The organism is Pantoea sp. 1.19, assembly GCF_001922585.1.
GTDB lineage: Bacteria > Pseudomonadota > Gammaproteobacteria > Enterobacterales > Enterobacteriaceae > 1-19.
The window spans coordinates 61,033-77,887 of sequence record NZ_MRBS01000009.1 but is presented as its reverse complement, the minus strand read 5'-3'; the positions used below and the strand labels follow the sequence as shown (position 1 = coordinate 77,887).

19 protein-coding genes are annotated in these 16,855 nt (G+C 61.5%); 9 read left to right on the top strand and 10 right to left on the bottom strand.

Annotated features, from left to right (window positions below; genetic code table 11):
* Window positions 1-135: 135 nt before the first annotated feature.
* Window positions 136-852 carry a ribonuclease PH gene (rph, locus tag BS626_RS15610; RefSeq protein ID WP_075183311.1) on the top strand — a complete coding sequence of 239 codons (717 nt, stop codon included), beginning with the start codon at window positions 136-138 and terminating at the stop codon, window positions 850-852.
* Window positions 853-917: 65 nt separating this feature from the next.
* A complete protein-coding gene (pyrE, locus tag BS626_RS15605) occupies window positions 918-1,559 on the top strand; it encodes an orotate phosphoribosyltransferase (protein WP_075183383.1) in 642 nt (213 codons plus the stop codon).
* Window positions 1,560-1,596: 37 nt separating this feature from the next.
* Here the strand turns inward: pyrE and slmA are convergent, their stop codons facing one another.
* The 3 genes from slmA to coaBC form a co-directional block, all read right to left on the bottom strand.
* Window positions 1,597-2,193 (bottom strand): nucleoid occlusion factor SlmA, encoded by a 597-nt coding sequence (gene slmA / locus BS626_RS15600; protein WP_075183310.1) that lies wholly within the window; start codon window positions 2,191-2,193, stop codon window positions 1,597-1,599.
* A gap of 113 nt (window positions 2,194-2,306) precedes the next feature.
* On the bottom strand, window positions 2,307-2,765 hold the full coding sequence (gene dut, locus BS626_RS15595) for a dUTP diphosphatase (RefSeq protein ID WP_075183309.1): 459 nt from the start codon (window positions 2,763-2,765) through the stop codon (window positions 2,307-2,309).
* Window positions 2,743-3,957 (bottom strand): bifunctional phosphopantothenoylcysteine decarboxylase/phosphopantothenate--cysteine ligase CoaBC, encoded by a 1,215-nt coding sequence (gene coaBC / locus BS626_RS15590; protein ID WP_075183308.1) that lies wholly within the window; start codon window positions 3,955-3,957, stop codon window positions 2,743-2,745. Before coaBC ends, dut begins: the two co-directional genes overlap by 23 nt.
* A gap of 180 nt (window positions 3,958-4,137) precedes the next feature.
* Here coaBC and radC point away from each other — a divergent pair, with 180 nt between their 5' ends.
* The 4 genes from radC (at window position 4,138) to mutM (ending at window position 6,361) form a co-directional block, all read left to right on the top strand.
* On the top strand, window positions 4,138-4,794 hold the full coding sequence (radC, locus tag BS626_RS15585) for a DNA repair protein RadC (RefSeq protein ID WP_075183307.1): 657 nt from the start codon (window positions 4,138-4,140) through the stop codon (window positions 4,792-4,794).
* 271 nt (window positions 4,795-5,065) lie between these two features.
* The gene (gene rpmB / locus BS626_RS15580) at window positions 5,066-5,302 is read left to right on the top strand and encodes a 50S ribosomal protein L28 (protein ID WP_075183306.1); all 237 of its coding nucleotides are present in this window, start codon (window positions 5,066-5,068) and stop codon (window positions 5,300-5,302) included.
* A 10-nt stretch (window positions 5,303-5,312) separates the two neighbouring features.
* Window positions 5,313-5,480: a 50S ribosomal protein L33 gene (gene rpmG / locus BS626_RS15575; protein WP_075183305.1), complete on the top strand. Its 168-nt coding sequence runs from the start codon at window positions 5,313-5,315 to the stop codon at window positions 5,478-5,480.
* A 71-nt stretch (window positions 5,481-5,551) separates the two neighbouring features.
* Complete coding sequence (gene mutM, locus BS626_RS15570) at window positions 5,552-6,361, top strand: bifunctional DNA-formamidopyrimidine glycosylase/DNA-(apurinic or apyrimidinic site) lyase (RefSeq protein WP_075183304.1); 810 nt, start codon at window positions 5,552-5,554, stop codon at window positions 6,359-6,361.
* Here the strand turns inward: mutM and coaD are convergent.
* The 7 genes from coaD to rfaQ form a co-directional block, all read right to left on the bottom strand.
* A complete protein-coding gene (coaD, locus tag BS626_RS15565) occupies window positions 6,358-6,843 on the bottom strand; it encodes a pantetheine-phosphate adenylyltransferase (protein ID WP_075183303.1) in 486 nt (161 codons plus the stop codon). The genes mutM and coaD overlap by 4 nt on opposite strands.
* Entirely contained in the window at window positions 6,843-7,616 is a 774-nt protein-coding gene (locus BS626_RS15560; protein WP_075183302.1) for a glycosyltransferase family 2 protein, read from the bottom strand. Before BS626_RS15560 ends, coaD begins: the two co-directional genes overlap by 1 nt.
* Entirely contained in the window at window positions 7,616-8,890 is a 1,275-nt protein-coding gene (gene waaA / locus BS626_RS15555; RefSeq protein WP_075183382.1) for a lipid IV(A) 3-deoxy-D-manno-octulosonic acid transferase, read from the bottom strand. The genes BS626_RS15560 and waaA overlap by 1 nt, the downstream gene beginning before the upstream one ends.
* Before the next feature lie 111 nt (window positions 8,891-9,001).
* Window positions 9,002-10,021: a UDP-glucose 4-epimerase GalE gene (gene galE / locus BS626_RS15550; RefSeq protein ID WP_075183301.1), complete on the bottom strand. Its 1,020-nt coding sequence runs from the start codon at window positions 10,019-10,021 to the stop codon at window positions 9,002-9,004.
* A gap of 22 nt (window positions 10,022-10,043) precedes the next feature.
* Entirely contained in the window at window positions 10,044-11,144 is a 1,101-nt protein-coding gene (locus tag BS626_RS15545) for a glycosyltransferase (RefSeq protein WP_075183300.1), read from the bottom strand.
* Window positions 11,137-12,270, bottom strand: a complete 1,134-nt coding sequence (locus BS626_RS15540) for a glycosyltransferase family 4 protein (protein WP_075183299.1) — start codon at window positions 12,268-12,270, stop codon at window positions 11,137-11,139. Before BS626_RS15540 ends, BS626_RS15545 begins: the two co-directional genes overlap by 8 nt.
* A complete protein-coding gene (gene rfaQ / locus BS626_RS15535) occupies window positions 12,267-13,349 on the bottom strand; it encodes a putative lipopolysaccharide heptosyltransferase III (protein WP_075183298.1) in 1,083 nt (360 codons plus the stop codon). Before rfaQ ends, BS626_RS15540 begins: the two co-directional genes overlap by 4 nt.
* A 159-nt stretch (window positions 13,350-13,508) precedes the next feature.
* Here rfaQ and BS626_RS15530 point away from each other — a divergent pair, with 159 nt between their 5' ends.
* The 3 genes from BS626_RS15530 to BS626_RS15520 are packed head-to-tail and all read left to right on the top strand — an operon-like array spanning window position 13,509 to window position 16,853.
* Window positions 13,509-14,468 carry a polysaccharide deacetylase family protein gene (locus BS626_RS15530; protein ID WP_075183381.1) on the top strand — a complete coding sequence of 320 codons (960 nt, stop codon included), beginning with the start codon at window positions 13,509-13,511 and terminating at the stop codon, window positions 14,466-14,468.
* Window positions 14,468-15,574: a glycosyltransferase family 9 protein gene (locus BS626_RS15525; RefSeq protein WP_075183297.1), complete on the top strand. Its 1,107-nt coding sequence runs from the start codon at window positions 14,468-14,470 to the stop codon at window positions 15,572-15,574. The genes BS626_RS15530 and BS626_RS15525 overlap by 1 nt, the downstream gene beginning before the upstream one ends.
* A gap of 25 nt (window positions 15,575-15,599) precedes the next feature.
* The gene (locus tag BS626_RS15520) at window positions 15,600-16,853 is read left to right on the top strand and encodes an O-antigen ligase (RefSeq protein ID WP_075183296.1); all 1,254 of its coding nucleotides are present in this window, start codon (window positions 15,600-15,602) and stop codon (window positions 16,851-16,853) included.
* The last annotated feature ends 2 nt before the right edge of the window (window positions 16,854-16,855 follow it).

Here is a 16,855-nt window from a genome sequence, read left to right as displayed (position 1 = left end):
ATAAGGTGGCGCGCATTTTAGCCATATTTTGCGCCGGATTTCACCACTTTCCCGCGCGTTGCCGCGGCGATAGGCAGCGGCGGACGAAATCCGTATAATGCGCAGCCAACTGACATTCCCAGCCGGAGAAAACCTATGCGCCCAGCAGGTCGTCGCGCTCAAGACGTGCGCCCCGTTACCCTGACCCGCCACTACACCAAACACGCCGAGGGATCGGTGCTGGTTGAGTTCGGTGAGACCAAAGTGCTATGCACCGCCACCGTTGAAGAGGGCGTGCCGCGCTTTCTGAAAGGGCAGGGGCAGGGCTGGGTGACCGCCGAGTACGGCATGCTGCCGCGCGCCACCCACAGCCGCAACGCCCGCGAAGCGGCGAAAGGCAAGCAGGGGGGACGCACGCTGGAGATCCAGCGCCTGATCGCCCGCTCGCTGCGCGCTGCGCTTGATTTGAAAGCGCTGGGTGAATTTACCATTACCCTCGATTGTGACGTGCTGCAGGCCGATGGCGGCACCCGCACCGCCGCGATCACCGGCGCCTGCGTGGCGCTGGCTGATGCGCTGAACCACCTGGTGGCGAAGGGTAAGCTGAAGAGCAATCCGATGAAAGGCATGGTCGCTGCGGTGTCCGTCGGCATCGTTAACGGCGAGGCGCTGTGCGATCTGGAGTATATCGAGGATTCCGCGGCCGAAACCGACATGAACGTGGTGATGACCGAAGAGGGGCGCATGATTGAGGTGCAGGGTACCGCCGAGGGCGAGCCCTTTAGCCACGATGAGCTGTTGACGCTGCTGGCGCTGGCCCGTGAGGGTATTGCCAGCCTGATTGCGGCGCAGAAGGCCGCGCTGGCCGCGTAAAGAGTGTGTTCAGAGGCGACTCGTCAGAGTCGCCTTTTTTATGTCCAGAGAATGAGGAGAGGATGATGAAAGCCTGGCAGCGCCAGTTTATTGAGTTTGCCCTGAGCAGACAGGTACTGAAATTCGGTGAGTTTACGCTGAAATCCGGGCGCACGAGTCCTTACTTTTTCAATGCCGGACTGTTTAACACCGGTGGGGATTTAGCACTGCTGGGGCGTTTCTATGCCCAGGCACTGGTGGACGGCGGTGTCCCGTTTGATCTGCTGTTTGGCCCGGCCTACAAAGGCATTCCGATTGCGACCACCACCGCGGTAGCGCTGGCCGATCACCACCGGCGCGACGTACCCTACTGCTTTAACCGCAAAGAGGCGAAAGCACACGGCGAGGGCGGGACGCTGGTAGGCAGTCCGCTGAAAGGCAAGGTCATGCTGGTGGACGATGTGATCACCGCCGGAACGGCGATTCGTGAGTCGATGGCGATCATTGCGGCCAACGGCGCCAGCCTGGCCGGGGTGCTGATTTCGCTGGATCGTCAGGAGCGGGGGCAAGGGGCGCTGTCGGCGATTCAGGAGGTGGAGCGCGATTTTCACTGTCAGGTGACGTCGATCATTACCCTGCGGGATTTGATTAGCTATCTGGAGGAGCAGCCGGCGATGGCGACGCACCTGGCCGCGGTGCGCGCTTACCAGCAGCAGTACGGTATTTAACCGGCCGCCGGGCGGGCGCCAGCGCCCGCCCGTTCACTCAGACCAGCGCCGCCGCCAGCAGCGGCCAGCGCGCCTCAAAATCCGCCGTCGGGCGAAAGCGAAACTCGGAGCGCACAAAGCGCGAGAGCATGCCTTCGCAAAACGCCAGCAGCTGGCTGGCCAGCAGGGCTTCATCGCTGCGAAAGCCTTCACCCTCGCGCATTTTCCGCTCGCGCATTACCTGACGGATCTGCACTTCAATACGCTCAAACAGCTGATTAATGCGCCCCTGCAGGCGGTCCTGCTCAAACATCAGCGCGTGGCCGGTGATGATGCGCGTCAGCCCGGGGTTACGCTCGCCAAAGCCGAGAATCAGCTGCACAATCAGTTTGAGGCGCGTCAGCGTCTCTTTTTCATCTTTTAAAATCAGATTGATGCGGGTAATCAGCGCGTCTTCGATAAACTCGATCAGGCTGTCGAACATGCGGGTTTTGCTGGGAAAATGACGATACAGCGCCGCTTCAGACACCCCCACGTTAGCCGCGAGCTTGGCAGTCGTGATGCGCTGACTGCCATCACTGGACTCCAGCATGTGGGCCAGCGCCTGCAAAATCTCCTCGCGACGATTCCGTTTCGTACTCTTTTTTTCTGCCATGATGTTAACGACCCCTGAAAATCACCGAACACGGGCAAACAATCAGGCAACGGCGGTGAAATGCGCCGTTGCCAGGTGCAAATACAGCGTTGGGCGGAAGAAAAGGCGCCGGCTTACTGGCGACCGGAGTGGCCAAAGCCGCCCTCACCGCGCTGGCTGGCGTCAAAATCTTCGACCAGATTGAATTCGGCCTGTACTACCGGCACGAAGACCATTTGCGCGATGCGCTCGCCGGGCTGGATGGTAAAGCGCTGCTGGCCGCGGTTCCAGACGGAGACCATCAGCTGTCCCTGGTAGTCGGAGTCAATCAGGCCCACCAGATTACCCAGTACCACGCCGTGTTTGTGGCCAAGGCCTGAACGCGGCAGGATAACAGCGGCGAGGCTGGGATCGGCAATGTGGATCGCAAGACCGGTCGGCAGCAGGGTGGTATCGCCCGGCGCGAGCTCAATCGCCTCATCCAGGCAGGCGCGTAAGTCGAGACCCGCCGAACCCGGGGTGGCATAGGTTGGCAGCGGGAAGGCGTCGCCGATGCGGGGATCCAGAATCTTAACGTCTATTTTTTTCTTCATAACGGCGGACTATCTCGTCGGTTAACAGTTGGCCAAGGAGCGTCTTATCGCAGAGCGGTAAGGCTTTCTCTCCCTCCTGCCAATAAAGGTGAAGTGCGTTGTTATCGCTATTAAAGCCCTGACCAGAAAGGGAAACGTCGTTGGCGCAGATCAGGTCAAGCTGCTTATTCAGGCGCTTTTGCTGCGCGTATTCTTCCACATTCCGGGTTTCGGCCGCAAACCCTACCACAAAAGGCCGCCCGGCGGTGAGCGCACCGACGCCGGCAACGATGTCCGGATTTTTGACCAGCGTCAGGGTCATCTCATCGCCCTGTTTTTTGATCTTATCACTGGCAATGGTTTCAGCACGATAATCGGCAACCGCGGCGCAGCCGATAAAGATGCTCTGCTGCTGCACGCGCGCCATGACGGCAGCGTGCATTTCCAGCGCGGACGCCACGTCGATACGCGTCACGCCGGGCGGCGTGGGCAAAGTGACGGGACCGGTGATCAGCGTCACCGCTGCGCCGCGGGCGGCGGCGGCGGCGGCGATAGCAAAGCCCATTTTGCCTGAGCTGTGATTACTGATGAAGCGTACCGGATCCAGTGCTTCCCGCGTGGGGCCGGCGGTGATCATCATCTTCAGATGCTGCCAGTCCCGCACCGGCGCGGCCCAGCGTAGCGCCGCGTCGACAATCGCCAGCGGGTCCAGCATGCGTCCCGGTCCGACGTCGCCGCAGGCCTGGCTGCCGCTGTCGGGTCCCCAAATCAGCAGGCCACGCGCGGCGAGGGTCTGCAGATTGTGTTGGGTGGCCGCCGCACGGTACATCTGCTGATTCATTGCCGGTACTACCGCCACCGGCGCGGCGGTGGCCAGGCAGGTGGTGGTGACCAGGTCATTAGCCATCCCGGCCGCGACGCGAGCGATCAGATCGGCGCTGGCGGGCGCCAGAATCACCAGGTCCGCCCACTTACCCAGCTCGATATGTCCCATCGCCGCCTCGGCCGCTGGATCGAGCAAATCGTCGAATACCGGAAAGCCGGAGACGGCCTGCAGCGTCATCGGCGTGATAAAGGCTTTGGCCGCCGGCGTCATCACCACGCGCACCTCGGCGCCGCGATCCTTCAGCCGCCGCACCAGCTCCGGCGCCTTATAGGCCGCGATGCCGCCGCTGATACCCAGCACAATTTTTTTTCCGGCTAATCCTGTCATCGGTCTTCCGCCTTACTCGGTGGCCAGCGCAGCCCGGCCGCGCATTCAGAAACGTCAATATTACCACAAAGCGCGGGTGGCACGGTCGGTGGCCGCGCGGCGTTTTTACGTTCAGCCTCGCAAACCGTCACGCTGCGAGGCGCTATGATGACCGCCGGACGTTGACGACAGGGAGGGGGGATGAACGGGCCACTGCCGCGAGAAAAACTGGCGCTGTTTGGCGCTGCGGCGCTCACCGACGCGGAACTGCTGGCGATCTTTTTGCGCACCGGCACCCGACGGCGGCCGGTGCTGCAGCTGGCTGCGGCGCTGCTGGATCGCTACGGTTCGCTGCATCAGCTGATGCAGGAGGAGGAGCTGCAGGGCCTGCGTCTGAGCGGCATTGGGCCAGCCAAACGGGCGCAGCTGCAGGCCGTTACCGAGCTGAGCCGGCGAATCCTGGAGACGCGCCTGAGCCGGCACGGCGCGCTGCAGTCTCCGCAGTCCACCTATCGCTACCTGCAGCAGCTGCTCCACGGCGAGCCGCGTGAAGTGTTTGTGGTGGTCTATCTGGATAATCAGCACCGGATGATTGCCTGTGAACCGCTGTTTCGCGGCAGCCTGCGCAGCGTAGAGGTCCATCCGCGTGAAATCGTCCGCGCCTGCCTGCGCCACAACGCCGCGGCGCTGATCCTGGCGCACAATCACCCCAGCGGCGTGGCGGAGCCCAGCAGGGCCGATCGCGACATCACCCAGCGCACCGTGGAGGCCTGCGCGCTGATCGGCGTGCGGGTGTTAGACCACGTGATTGTCGGGCGAGGATGCTACGTCTCGTTTTGCGAACGCGGCTGGCTATAGCGCGGGTTTTTTAGGCGTCCGGTGCGTTTTCCCCCCGGTTATCGGGCAGAGTGCGAGAATTTTGCGCGATCCATCGGGATCTTTATCTGTTCGGGACTTGAGCACATGCGCTTAGCGGCGTATACTACGCCACCTTTGAGAATCTCGGGTTTGGCATATGGGCCTGCTCAGCGGGTTCACATAGAACTCGCTTTGGTGGGCTATGAGCCTGACGAGGCGGCCAATACCTTAGTTTTAAAGCTCGAGCTGATTTGATTTTTGGAGAATAGACATGTCACGAGTCTGCCAAGTAACTGGCAAGCGTCCGGTGACCGGTAACAACCGTTCCCACGCAATGAACGCGACGAAACGCCGTTTCCTGCCGAACCTGCACTCTCACCGTTTCTGGGTTGAGAGCGAAAAGCGCTTCGTAACGCTGCGCGTATCTGCTAAAGGTATGCGTGTAATCGATAAAAAGGGCATCGACACCGTTCTGTCGGAAATGCGTGCCCGTGGTGAGAAGTACTAAGGAATAAATCATGGCTAAAGGTATTCGTGAGAAGATCAAGCTGGTTTCCTCTGCTGGTACAGGTCACTTCTATACCACCACGAAAAACAAGCGCACCAAGCCGGAAAAAATGGAACTGAAAAAGTTCGATCCGGTGGTTCGCCAGCACGTGATCTACAAAGAAGCTAAAATCAAGTAAGTTTAGCGTTCTTGAAAAAACCTCGCCCCGGCGGGGTTTTTTTATTTCAGGCCCGGCCAGGAGGAGCAGCCATGCCAGAGTTACCGGAAGTGGAGACCAGCCGACGCGGCATCGAGCCGCATCTGCGGGGAGAGACCCTGCTGCACGTGGAGGTGCGTAATTCCCGGCTGCGCTGGCCGGTGTCGCAGGAGATTCACGCGCTCAGCGATCAGCCGATCCTGAGCGTACAGCGCCGGGCCAAATATCTGCTGCTGGAGCTGCCTGCCGGCTGGATTATCATTCATCTCGGGATGTCGGGCAGCCTGCGGGTGCTGCCGGAAGCCACGCCGCCGGCAAAGCATGACCACGTGGACCTGGTGCTCAGCAATGGCAAGGTGTTGCGCTATACCGATCCGCGTCGCTTTGGTGCCTGGCTGTGGTGCAGCGATCTGGCGGCCAGCCACGTCCTCGCCCATCTGGGACCGGAGCCTCTCAGCGAAGCCTTTAGCGCGGAATACCTCTATCAGAAGGCTCGCGGTAAGCGCACGCCGGTAAAACCCTGGCTGATGGACAATAAGCTGGTGGTTGGCGTCGGCAATATCTACGCCAGCGAATCGCTGTTTACCGCCGGGATCCTGCCGGATCGTCCGGCACAGTCGCTGTCGGCTGCGGAAGCGGGCGTGCTGGTCGCGACGATCAAGGCGGTGCTGCTGCGATCGATTGAACAGGGCGGGACCACGCTGCGTGATTTTTTACAAACGGACGGTAAACCCGGCTACTTTGCTCAGGAGCTGCAGGTCTATGGCCGGGCCGGCGAACCCTGTCGGGCGTGCGGGGCGCCGATTCTCAGCGGCAAGCACGCGCAGCGCAGTACCTTCTGGTGCCCACGCTGTCAGCGTTAGGCACCGTTCAGCTTCGCCAACAGGGCCGCGTGGACGCAGGACGGCAAGAACGCCTGCACATCCCCCTGGTGGCGGGCCACCTCCTTGACCAGCGATGAGGAGATAAAGGCATACTGCTCAGAGGGCATGAGAAAGACGCTTTCCAGCGTGGGCAGCAGGTGACGATTCATGTGCGCCAGCTGCAGCTCATATTCGAAGTCCGACACCGCGCGCAGACCGCGGACCAGCACGCTGGCCTGCTGGGCCTGAGCGAAATTAGCCATCAGGTCACTAAAGCCGGTCACTTCCACGTTATCCAGGTGCTGCGTCACTTCGCGTGCCAGCGCAACGCGCTCCTCAAGGCTGAACAGCGGCTTTTTGCCCGGGCTGGCGGCGATCGCCAGCACCACGCGGTCAAACATCAGCGCCGCGCGCGAGAGAATATCCAGATGGCCGTTGGTCATCGGATCGAAGGTGCCGGGATAAATGGCCTTGGTGCTCATCACTTGTCTCCCTTTGCAGCCTGATGCAGCGCCCACAGCGCGGCGTATTTATTAAAGGTGTATTGCGCGTTGACCACCGCCAGCAACCAGCCCTGCGCGCCGTCGAGTACGCCTCCGCGCAGCACCAGCGTTTTAACAAACGCGCCCAGCGCATGGCCAAAAATGGCCAGCAGGCCGGTACGCTTGCCGCGCTGATGGCGCTCCTGCGCCCAGGCTTCGGCGTAAGCCAGCTGCTTGCGCTGAAAGTCGGCAAAGTCGCGACAGGTCAGATGCAGTAAATCGCCGCGCAGCGGCACCACCTCGGCATCGCCCGTTTCCAGCGATTCGTGTACCAGATGATCGCTGTAGCGGTAGCGGCGGGGATAGAGGCGCGTGACGCGATCCGGGTACCAGCCGCTGTGGCGCATAAAGCGGCCGAGAAACAGATTCCGCCGGGCGATGCTGTAGACCCGGTCGGTCGGCGGCGCGTCCAGCACCTGCTCAATCGCCTGCCTCAGCGCCGGCGTCACCCGCTCATCGCAATCGATCATCAAAATCATCTCGCCGCTGGCGTATTGTTGTGCCCGCTGGCGCTGCGGGCCATACCCTGGCCAGTCATCGGATTGCCAGACGCGCGCTCCGAGGGCTCGCGCCCGCGCCGGCGTGTCGTCGCGGCTGCCGGCATCCAGCACAATGATTTCATCGGCCCAGGCCACCGAAGCGAGACACTCATCCAGCAGCGGTGCGGCGTTTTTCGCAATCATTACGACGGAAAGGCGTTGGCGAGGCATCATCAGTGATTCCGCTGGGGTAAGTAAGGTTCCAGTAGCTGCAGCACGCGCTGTAGCGCGCCCTGGTTCTGGTGCAGCACCTCGACCGCGTGGCGGCCATACCACAACCGGTAATCCTCGTCGGTGAGCAGCGTTTTCACCTCTTTTTCGATCGCGTTGGCATCGGTCACGGTAATCAGGCCGTCCGCCTGCTGCAGCTTGCCGCAGATATCTTTAAAGTTCCAGGTATGCGGCCCCATCAGCACCGGTATCGCGTGGGCGGCCGGCTCGAGCGGATTGTGCCCGCCGCGCTCCACCAGGCTGCCGCCGACGAAGGCCAGATCGGCAATACCGTACAGCAGCATCAGCTCGCCCATGCTGTCGCCAATCACCACCTGCGTGCTGCTGGAGGGAATTTCGCCGCTGCTGCGCAGGGTGTAGCTGAAGTCCATTTTTTGCGTCAGTTCGCGCGCGGTAGTAAAACGCTCCGGATGGCGGGGCACCAGAATCAGCAGCAGGGTCGGGAAACTGGCCAGCAGCTGGCGATGGGCCTGTAAAATGATAGCTTCCTCACCTTCATGAGTGCTGGTGGCGATCCAGACCGGACGCCGCGGTGCCCACTGGCGCCGTAGGGTAATGGCGCGCGCCGCCAGTTCTGGCGTCACTGAAATATCAAATTTCAGGCTGCCGGTGATCGCCAGCTGCGAGCGCTTCAGGCCAAGCTGTACAAATCGGTCGCCATCGTCCTGATGCTGCGCCGCAATCAGCGTGATGCGCTGCAGCAGGCGGCGCATAACCCCGCCCAGTTTGGCATAGCCTTTTGCCGAGCGCGCCGACAGGCGCGCGTTGGCAATCACCAGCGGAATTTTGCGTTCATGCAGGGTGGCGATCAGATTCGGCCACAGCTCGGTTTCCATGATGATCACCAGCCGTGGATTGACCGTATCCAGAAAGCGCCGCAGCGAGCCGGGCAAATCGTAGGGCAGATAAACATGGTGCACATCTTTGCCAAATGCCGACTGTGCGCGCTCAGAGCCGGTGGGCGTCATGGTGGTGACGGTGATCGGCAGCGTGGGATAGCGGTGGCGCAGCGCGCGTACCAGCGGCACCGCGGCCAGCGTTTCGCCAACCGAGACCGAATGCAGCAGAATACCGTCCGGGGCCACTTTACCGGCGCAAAAGCCGTAGCGCTCCGCCCAGCGCCGACGATAGGCTGGGGCTTTACGGCCGCGCAGCCAGAGCCGGAGCCAGATCAGTGGCTGAATCAGATAGAGCAGGGCGGTATACAGCGATTGCAACATGTTATCCGTTTTTCTAACCAGAAAGTGGCGATTCTAAGTATTTCACCCGGCTAAAGCTATCACTTTTCCGGGCGGCGCTGGCCGCCCGGAAGGGAGAACGCCGGCTAATTACTCGCTTGAGTAACCTTGCGGGTTTTGCGATTGCCAGCGCCAGGTATCGCGGATCATGTCATCAAGGTCACGGGTGGCGCTCCACTTCAGGTCCACCGCGGCGCGTGACGGATCGGACCAGCATTCGGCAATGTCGCCGGGGCGGCGAGGGGCGAGGGTGTAAGGAATGTCCCGACCGGAAAGGCGGCGAAAGGCGTCGATCATCTCCAGCACCGAATGCCCCCGGCCGGTACCGAGATTCCAGACCGAGAAACCGGTGCGATCGCGGCTGTGACGCAGGGCCTGCAGATGACCGTCCGCCAGGTCCATCACGTGAATATAATCGCGCACGCCGGTGCCGTCGGGCGTCGGATAATCGTTGCCAAACACCGTCACTGATGGCAGCTTGCCGACCGCGACCTGGGCAATATAGGGCAGCAGGTTGTTTGGCGTTCCGCGCGGATCCTCTCCGATACGTCCCGAGGGGTGGGCGCCGACCGGATTAAAGTAGCGCAGCGCGACCAGGGCCATCTCCGGTGCGGCCAGCGCAAGATCGCGCAGTACCTGCTCGACCATCCATTTCGAAGTACCGTAGGGATTGGTGGTGCCGCCGGTGCGGCTCGCTTCGGTAAGCGGTACCTGCTCGGGTTGACCGTATACCGTCGCTGAGGAGCTGAAGATCAGATGATGAACGCCGGCAGCGCGCATCGCCGCCAGCAGCGTCAGGGTACCGCTGAGGTTTACCTGATAGTAGGCCAGCGGCTCGCGAACCGACTCGCCGACCGCTTTCAGTCCGGCGAAGTGAATCACGGCATCAATGCGGTGCGTCGCAAACAGACGTGTCAGCAGCGCGGCGTCGCATACGTCGCCCTCAATCACGTGCGGGGCACGGCCCGCCAGCCCGGCGACGCGCGTCAGCGCCTGCGGTGAGGCATTGACGAAATTGTCGAGTACCACCACCTCTTCCTGCTGTTCCAACAAGCGAAGCACGGTATGTGAACCGATATACCCGCCGCCGCCGGTGACCAAAATCGCCATAGTACGCCTTCCTTTTTTGAGTTTAGCGGGCCAGTGCCAGCCAGCCGTCGATGATATGCTGTTGTTCGAACGCCGCCCAGGCGTCGTCGTTAATCTGCGGCGGATGGGCGTCTGCTTCGGCCATTGTCTTCCCTAAGTCTTCGGCGTTCAGCTCGGTAAGCCATGCGGCGAGGTGACCGCTCAGGATCTCGGCTACGCCGCCCGGACAGCGGGTGCTGACCACCGGGGTTTGGCAAATCAGGGCCTCAATGGCGACGCCGGGCAGCCCCTCGGAATCGGAGCTGAGCACCAGCCCGCGCGCGTCGCGGATAATCGGCAGCGGATTGGCCTGAAAGCCGGCCAGCACCACCCGATCGGTCAGGCCAAGCGCCGCTATTTGCGTCACCATCGCATCGCGGATCGCCGCGTCGCCCTGGCCCAGAATCAGCAGCTTGCAGCGCAGGCCGCTGTGGGCAAAGGCGGCGATCAGCCGGTCGTGGCGCTTTACCGGGTGAAAACGGCCCACGTGTACCCAGTAGTCCTCTCCCTGCCACGGATGGGGGGCACTGGCCCGCTGGCGAATAGCGTGGGCATCAAACGGGTTATACAAAGTTTGCAGCCGGGCCGGACGGCAGCCCATCTCCCGGCGCAAATCCTCCCCCACCGCGTCGGAGACGGTAATCACCTGCCGCTGGTGATAGACCTGTTGCATTTTGCGTTTTTTCAGCCAGCGCGCCAGCCCGGTTTTATTGCCGAGATACGAGCGGGAGAGCATACCGTGAATACAGTGCCAAACGTTCAGTCCGGCCAGGCGGCGGGAGCGAACCACGATGCGATCGGTTTTATGCAGGCTGGAGATCACCAGCGTCGGGAAGCCCTTATCGGCGAACAGCGTGGCGAGGTGGGCGTCCAGCGCGCGGGCGCGGCGCGGCAGCTCGCGCAGCTTGCGCAGCGGGCCGCGTGGCCGGTCAGCACAGACCTGATAATCCACGCCCGGTGGGATGGCATAATCCAGCCGCGTTCCCAGCGACAGCAGGGTGACGCGATGGCCCCGCGCGGCGATACCGGCCGCCAGCGTCAGGGTGACGTTTTCCGCCCCGCCGCCGGGCAGGCCGTCGATAATGAACAGAATATGATCAGACATGGCCGAGAAGTCCCTGATACAGCCCGACCAGCTGCGCTGAGAGCCGGGCGGGGGAGTGCGGCAAAATGGTGTCCCGCGCGTTGTCGCTTAGCCGCTGCGCCTGCGGGCTGGCGGCCAGCGCGGCGATGGCTGCGGTGAGCGCCGGAATGTCCAGCGCGTCGCAGACGTAACCGTTGTGGCCGCGGCGAATAAATTCCGCTCCGCCGCAGGTGGTACTGGTGATGACCGGTAGTCCGCAGGCCAGCGCTTCCAGAATCACATTGGGAAAGGGATCATACAGTGTAGGCAACAGCAGGCCATCCGCCGCCTGATACCATGGCAGGGTCTCTTTTTGCACGCCGAGAAAGCGTACGCGCGCGCCGCAGCCGAGGCTGTTGGCCAACGCTTCGTAGCGCGAACGGGCTTTATCCTGACCAATCACCAGCAGATAGCTGTCAGTGCGCGACAGGGCCTGCAGCGCCGCCGCCAGCCCTTTGCGTTCAAAGCCGGACCCCACAAAGATCAGCGTATGCGCAGCGGCCGGGATCCCGACCCGCGCGCGCTGCGCCGCGCGCTCAGCGGCATCGCCGGGCATAAACCGGTCGCTGTCGATGGCGTTATAAATGACGTGGATGTTCTCTTCCGGCAGGCCAAAATCGGCAATAATTTCCTGTTTTATCATCTCCGCGTTGCAGATAACTGCCCGCAGCGCCGGATCCTCATACATAGCACGTTCAGCGGCCATCACGTAGCGATGGTAGCGGCTGGCCATCAGCATGCTGCCGCGCCAGGCCGGTAAAATGCGCGCCCGCTGCTGCAGCCAGCGGCGATGGACGCCATCCCCGGCGCGATAGATATCGCAGCCGGCAATGCGTTCATGGCTCTGCACCAGGTCAAACCGTTCGCGCTGCCACAGCGCGCGCGCCGCGGCGGCGAAGCCGCGTTCGCGGCTGATGCGTCCCCACTTGGGCGGATTACACAGATGCAGATGCCAGTCGGGATTGCGCTCCCCCTGCCATTCGCGCGTAATCACGTTCAGATCGAGCTGCTGCGCCTGCAGCGCCTGCAGCGCGCGGGCGACGAAGCGCTCAGCGCCGCCGTCGGGGCGATACTTTTGGCGCACCAGCGCCAGTCGGATACCGGTCATGTTAGCCATCGGTTTGCCTGCTCCAGCACGGCGCTGACCGGAATGGCCTCAAGGTAGCGCGTGGTGGTGTGGGTATCAATGTGGTCAGGATCGGGCAGCGGGCCGTAATCACCGGCCCACAGTACCGTCCCCTTAACCTGCCAGGGGCGCCAGAAGGTAAGCTTCGAGGGGCCAAACAGCGCGATACAGGGGGTTTGCAGCGCCGCTGCCATGTGCATCGGGACGGAGTCGACGCCAATAAACAGCCGTGCACCGCCAATTAATGCCGCCAGCTGCGTCAGGGTCAGCTGACCCGCCAGCGAGAGAACGAAGCGTCGGTCGGGCAGCAGGGCGAGAATGTGTTCTACCATGGCCTGCTCTCGCGGGTCCGGGCCCGCCGTCAGGATGACCGGACGATCTTCACGCCGCAGTGCGGCGATGGTCGCCGCCATTTTTTCATCGGACCAGCACTTATAAAACCAGCGTGAGGTGGGCTGGATGACGATGTAGTCCTGGCTTACCCGGTGTTGCGCCAGCAGGGCGCTTACCGTGTGACGATCCTCTGGGGAGCAGGCCATGGTGGCGCGATCGCAGCGGGTCATGACGCCCAGCGGCGCCAGTATCGACAGATTCTGCTCTACCGTGTGCTGCTGCTGATGATCAGTGACCGGGGCCAGATGAGTATAGCAGCGCCGCCACAGCCAGTTGCGGCGCTTGTCAAAATCGAAACCGATGCGGATTGCCGCACCGGTAAAACGGGCGATCAGCGCGCTTTTCCACTGGTCGGCCAGGTTGAGCACCACATCGTAGCGCTGCCGGCGCAGGGTGGTCATGACGTGCCATTCGCGTCGCTGGCGATAGCGCTTACCCTGTTTTTTCCAGTTGCGGTCGAGGCCGTACACCTGATGAACATGCGGGTGCGCCTGCAGCATCGGACGCGTCTCTTCATTTAACAGCACGTCGATTTTCGCCTGTGGCCACGTCGCCTGCAGGGTATTGATCAACGGCGTGGTGAGCAGCATATCGCCATGATGGCGAAACTTGATCACCAAAATACGAAGAGAGGATTTACGTGAAAGGGCGTCCGTGAAGCTATTCATTCCGTATCACTGTCAGTGGGCCAGTGGGTGATTCTAATCAACTGCCTGGCACGTGGCTACAGTTGCAGAGGATTCCCGACCGCCTGCGGCTAAATTGCTTTGCGCTGTCTGGTTGCCCTGCGTAACATACTCCGACTATTTAATGAGGTTATGGGGATCATGACGCAACCTGCATTTCTCATCACTATCGACACCGAAGGCGACAATCTCTGGCAAAACCACCGGACGATTGCTACAGAAAACGCCCGTTTTTTGCCGCGATTTCAGTCGCTGTGTGAAAAATACGGCTTTAAACCGACGTGGCTGACCAACTATGAGATGGCCATCGATCCGGTGTACGTCGATTTTGCGCGGGATGTGATTGCCCGCGGCCAGGGGGAGGTGGGTATGCACCTGCACGCCTGGCACAGCCCGCCCGAGCACGATCTGACCGGCGATGACTGGCGGCATAAACCCTATCTGATTGAGTATCCGCCGGACGTCCTGCGCGACAAAGTGATTTACATGACCCGATTGCTGGAAGAGACCTTCCAGACTCCCATGCGCAGCCATCGGGCCGGACGCTGGGCCTTTAACGAGGCCTATGCCGCGATCCTGATCGAACTGGGTTATCAGGTAGACTGCTCCGTCACGCCGCGCGTAGACTGGCGCAGCAATCCCGGCTCTCCGCACGGTGCGGGGGGCAGCGACTACCGCCATTTCCCGGACCGCCCGTGGTTTATTGATCCGCAAAACATCGCCCGCCCCGGCGCGTCGCCGCTGCTGGAAGTGCCGATGAGTATCCAGTATAAGTATTCGCCGTTCGTTAATCGCCTGCGCGCCATCAGCGATGCACTGCGCGGCAAGCGCCGCTCGCCTAAAGTGAGCTGGCTGCGCCCGACCGGCGGTAACACGCGCGAGATGATCCGGGTGGCAGAACAGTCGCTGGCGGGCGGTGCCGATTATGTGGAGTTTATGCTGCACTCGTCCGAGTTCATGCCCGGCGGCAGCCCCGGCTTTCAGACCGCCGCCGACATTGAGCGTTTATATGACGATCTTGAACAGGTGTTCCGCTGGCTGGCCTCACGCACGGTGGGCATGACGCTGGCAGAGTATTATCAGAGAGTGAAGGAAGCCTGATGCGTAAGGCATGGAAATATACCGCAATCGATCTCTTCTTACGGGCCCGCAGCGGGCAGCGCGACCTGCTGGCGTCGCGCGAGGCGTTCCGGCAGCCGGGCGTCACCGACACGCTAAACAACATCGTGATTTACTCCACGACGGCGCTGGGGGATTTTATGATGAACTCCCCGGCGATTTATGCGCTGCGCCAGCGTTTTCCCGCCGCGCGCATTACGCTGGTAGCGCATCCAAAGTTTAAGGCGTTTTTTGACGGCGGTCGCGACTGGGACCGGGTGGTCTACTGGAACAGTAAAGTCAAAACCGTAGGTGCGCTGGTCAGGACGCTGCGCGACCGCGGTGCGCCGGACCTGGCGGTGATTCTGCATTCCCATCCACCGTACGATTACCTTAGCGCGGTGCTGTCGGGCGCGCGCTTTGTGTTTCGGGATAATTATCACGATGATGTGGCGCCGATGAATAAGTGGCTGACTAACTACACCATCGGCTTTCGCGGCCATCTGATCCAGCGCAAGCTGGAGCTGATTGCCCCGCTGGGTTGCGATATTCGCGATGTGGCCATGAAGCTGCCGCAGTGGCCGGCACCGGTTGCCTCCAGAGAGACGACGCGTATTTTGGGCTTTCAGATGGGGGCGTCCTCGCCGGAGCGCTGCTGGCCGGCCGACCATTTTGCCACCGTGGCCAATACCCTGCTGGCGCGCGATGCGCAGCTGCGCGTGGTGCTGATTGGCGGCCCGGGAGAGAAGCACCTGGTCGATCCCTTTATGGCGCTGGTGCGCCCCGAGCTGCAGTCGCGTATCGATAATCAGATAGGCAACACCACGCTGCCGGCGCTGGTCGAGACCATTAACCGCTTTGACGTACTGCTGACCGGCGATACCGGACCGATGCACATTGCAATCGCCCTGAAAGTGCCGACGGTGTGCCTGTTCGTCACCGAGGAGCCCTCCTCCAGCGGGCCTTACCAACAGGTCGAACGTCACCGCGTACTGTACGGGGTGCGCACGGCGCTGAACGAGGGCGCCCGCGCCGAACGCGCGATGCGCACGATTGCCACGCCCGAGGCGATCGCCGCCGTGTGCGACGCCGGCAATTTGGGCCGTTAATTCTCTCCCCACGACTGGAAACGCTATGTCTGTACTGATGGCTTTAAAAGATTACCGCAGGACTATCTATTTTCTCGTGCTGGGATTGATGCTCTATTCGATTGTGTCGATGTTCCTCAGCGTGAAGGCGGCCAAGGTCTCCTTTTACTGGGCTTTTTACCTGTCGGTGCTGGGGATCGGCTATGACTTTCAGCGTCTGCAGCGCCACTACTGGTGGGTGCTTGCGCCCCTGCTGCTGCTGGGCGCCAGCGATCTTATCTGGTTTGGCTGGCACTATATCGGCAATCCGGCGTGGGACGAGTTTAATGCCTATCTGGCAACCGGCAAGCGGCTGCTGCTTACGGCCGTGATTGGCTACTACCTGTTCAGCGTGATGCACCGCTACGCCGCGCCGACGCGCCAAGCGGTCAGGTATGCGTTGGTTGCGGCCTTTCTGCTGGCGACCGCGGTGGGCTTTTGGCAGGACGCGCACGGTGTGGATCGCATTGACTTCTTCCTGGGCCGCGCCACCAATGCCGCTTATGACTACTCCATTCTCTGCGCGGCGCTGATTTTTCTGCTGCTGTACGAAGCGGTAAACCGGCTCACGCTGGTGGCGTCGCTGCTGATTTTTGTCTTTTCTTACTACATCATTTTTCAGACCGGCACGCGCAACGTCATGGCCACCTATCCGCTGATCATATTGTTTGTCGGGGCGATCAAACTGCGCCACGTGGGCTGGAAGCCACTGTTAATGGTGCTGGTAAGTATCGCTGTGGTGGCGGCGCTCAGCTGGCAGACGGTGATCAAGCCTAAGATGGATGAGACCATCAGCGAGTTTCAGCGCTTTGAAAACACCAACGGCAACCAGCAGGGCTCGCTGACCAGCCGGCTGGCCATGTGGCGGATTGGCGTAAATTTAATCGCGGATCATCCGCTGGGCAACAGTCTGGAACAGCGCTGGCAGTACGCAGAAAACTACGTCAAAACCCGCCACGCAGACCAGAGTGCGCTCGACTATGTCAATGTGCATCTGCATAACGAGCTGATTGAGGTCGGTAGCCTGATGGGGGTGCCGGGGGCAATGGTCCTGCTCTTTTTCTATTTCAGTTTACTGTTCTACGCCCGAGTGCAGCACAATCCGCCGCTGTTTGCCGCCGTACTTGGGCTGATGATCTGCGGCCTGACGGATGTGATCTTTGCCAGTCGGGAGCAGACCATTATGCTGACGCTGCTGATCATCGCGCTGGTGGCGTGGCATCAGCCGCCTTCGCGCACGCCCGCTCCGTCGCGGCACTAAAA

What these genes read in the sequence shown, in the direction of transcription:
- BS626_RS15530 (WP_075183381.1), top strand. Translation starts at nt 13,509, where the DNA reads ATGACGCAACCTGCATTTCTCATCACTATCGACACCGAAGGCGACAAT.
- pyrE (WP_075183383.1), top strand. Translation starts at nt 918, where the DNA reads ATGAAAGCCTGGCAGCGCCAGTTTATTGAGTTTGCCCTGAGCAGACAG.
- rpmB (WP_075183306.1), top strand. Translation starts at nt 5,066, where the DNA reads ATGTCACGAGTCTGCCAAGTAACTGGCAAGCGTCCGGTGACCGGTAAC.
- rpmG (WP_075183305.1), top strand. Translation starts at nt 5,313, where the DNA reads ATGGCTAAAGGTATTCGTGAGAAGATCAAGCTGGTTTCCTCTGCTGGT.
- dut (WP_075183309.1), bottom strand. Translation starts at nt 2,765, where the DNA reads ATGAAGAAAAAAATAGACGTTAAGATTCTGGATCCCCGCATCGGCGAC.
- rph (WP_075183311.1), top strand. Translation starts at nt 136, where the DNA reads ATGCGCCCAGCAGGTCGTCGCGCTCAAGACGTGCGCCCCGTTACCCTG.
- coaD (WP_075183303.1), bottom strand. Translation starts at nt 6,843, where the DNA reads ATGAGCACCAAGGCCATTTATCCCGGCACCTTCGATCCGATGACCAAC.
- slmA (WP_075183310.1), bottom strand. Translation starts at nt 2,193, where the DNA reads ATGGCAGAAAAAAAGAGTACGAAACGGAATCGTCGCGAGGAGATTTTG.
- BS626_RS15540 (WP_075183299.1), bottom strand. Translation starts at nt 12,270, where the DNA reads ATGACCGGTATCCGACTGGCGCTGGTGCGCCAAAAGTATCGCCCCGAC.
- rfaQ (WP_075183298.1), bottom strand. Translation starts at nt 13,349, where the DNA reads ATGAATAGCTTCACGGACGCCCTTTCACGTAAATCCTCTCTTCGTATT.
- BS626_RS15545 (WP_075183300.1), bottom strand. Translation starts at nt 11,144, where the DNA reads ATGTCTGATCATATTCTGTTCATTATCGACGGCCTGCCCGGCGGCGGG.
- coaBC (WP_075183308.1), bottom strand. Translation starts at nt 3,957, where the DNA reads ATGACAGGATTAGCCGGAAAAAAAATTGTGCTGGGTATCAGCGGCGGC.
- BS626_RS15560 (WP_075183302.1), bottom strand. Translation starts at nt 7,616, where the DNA reads ATGATGCCTCGCCAACGCCTTTCCGTCGTAATGATTGCGAAAAACGCC.
- BS626_RS15525 (WP_075183297.1), top strand. Translation starts at nt 14,468, where the DNA reads ATGCGTAAGGCATGGAAATATACCGCAATCGATCTCTTCTTACGGGCC.
- galE (WP_075183301.1), bottom strand. Translation starts at nt 10,021, where the DNA reads ATGGCGATTTTGGTCACCGGCGGCGGCGGGTATATCGGTTCACATACC.
- BS626_RS15520 (WP_075183296.1), top strand. Translation starts at nt 15,600, where the DNA reads ATGTCTGTACTGATGGCTTTAAAAGATTACCGCAGGACTATCTATTTT.
- mutM (WP_075183304.1), top strand. Translation starts at nt 5,552, where the DNA reads ATGCCAGAGTTACCGGAAGTGGAGACCAGCCGACGCGGCATCGAGCCG.
- radC (WP_075183307.1), top strand. Translation starts at nt 4,138, where the DNA reads ATGAACGGGCCACTGCCGCGAGAAAAACTGGCGCTGTTTGGCGCTGCG.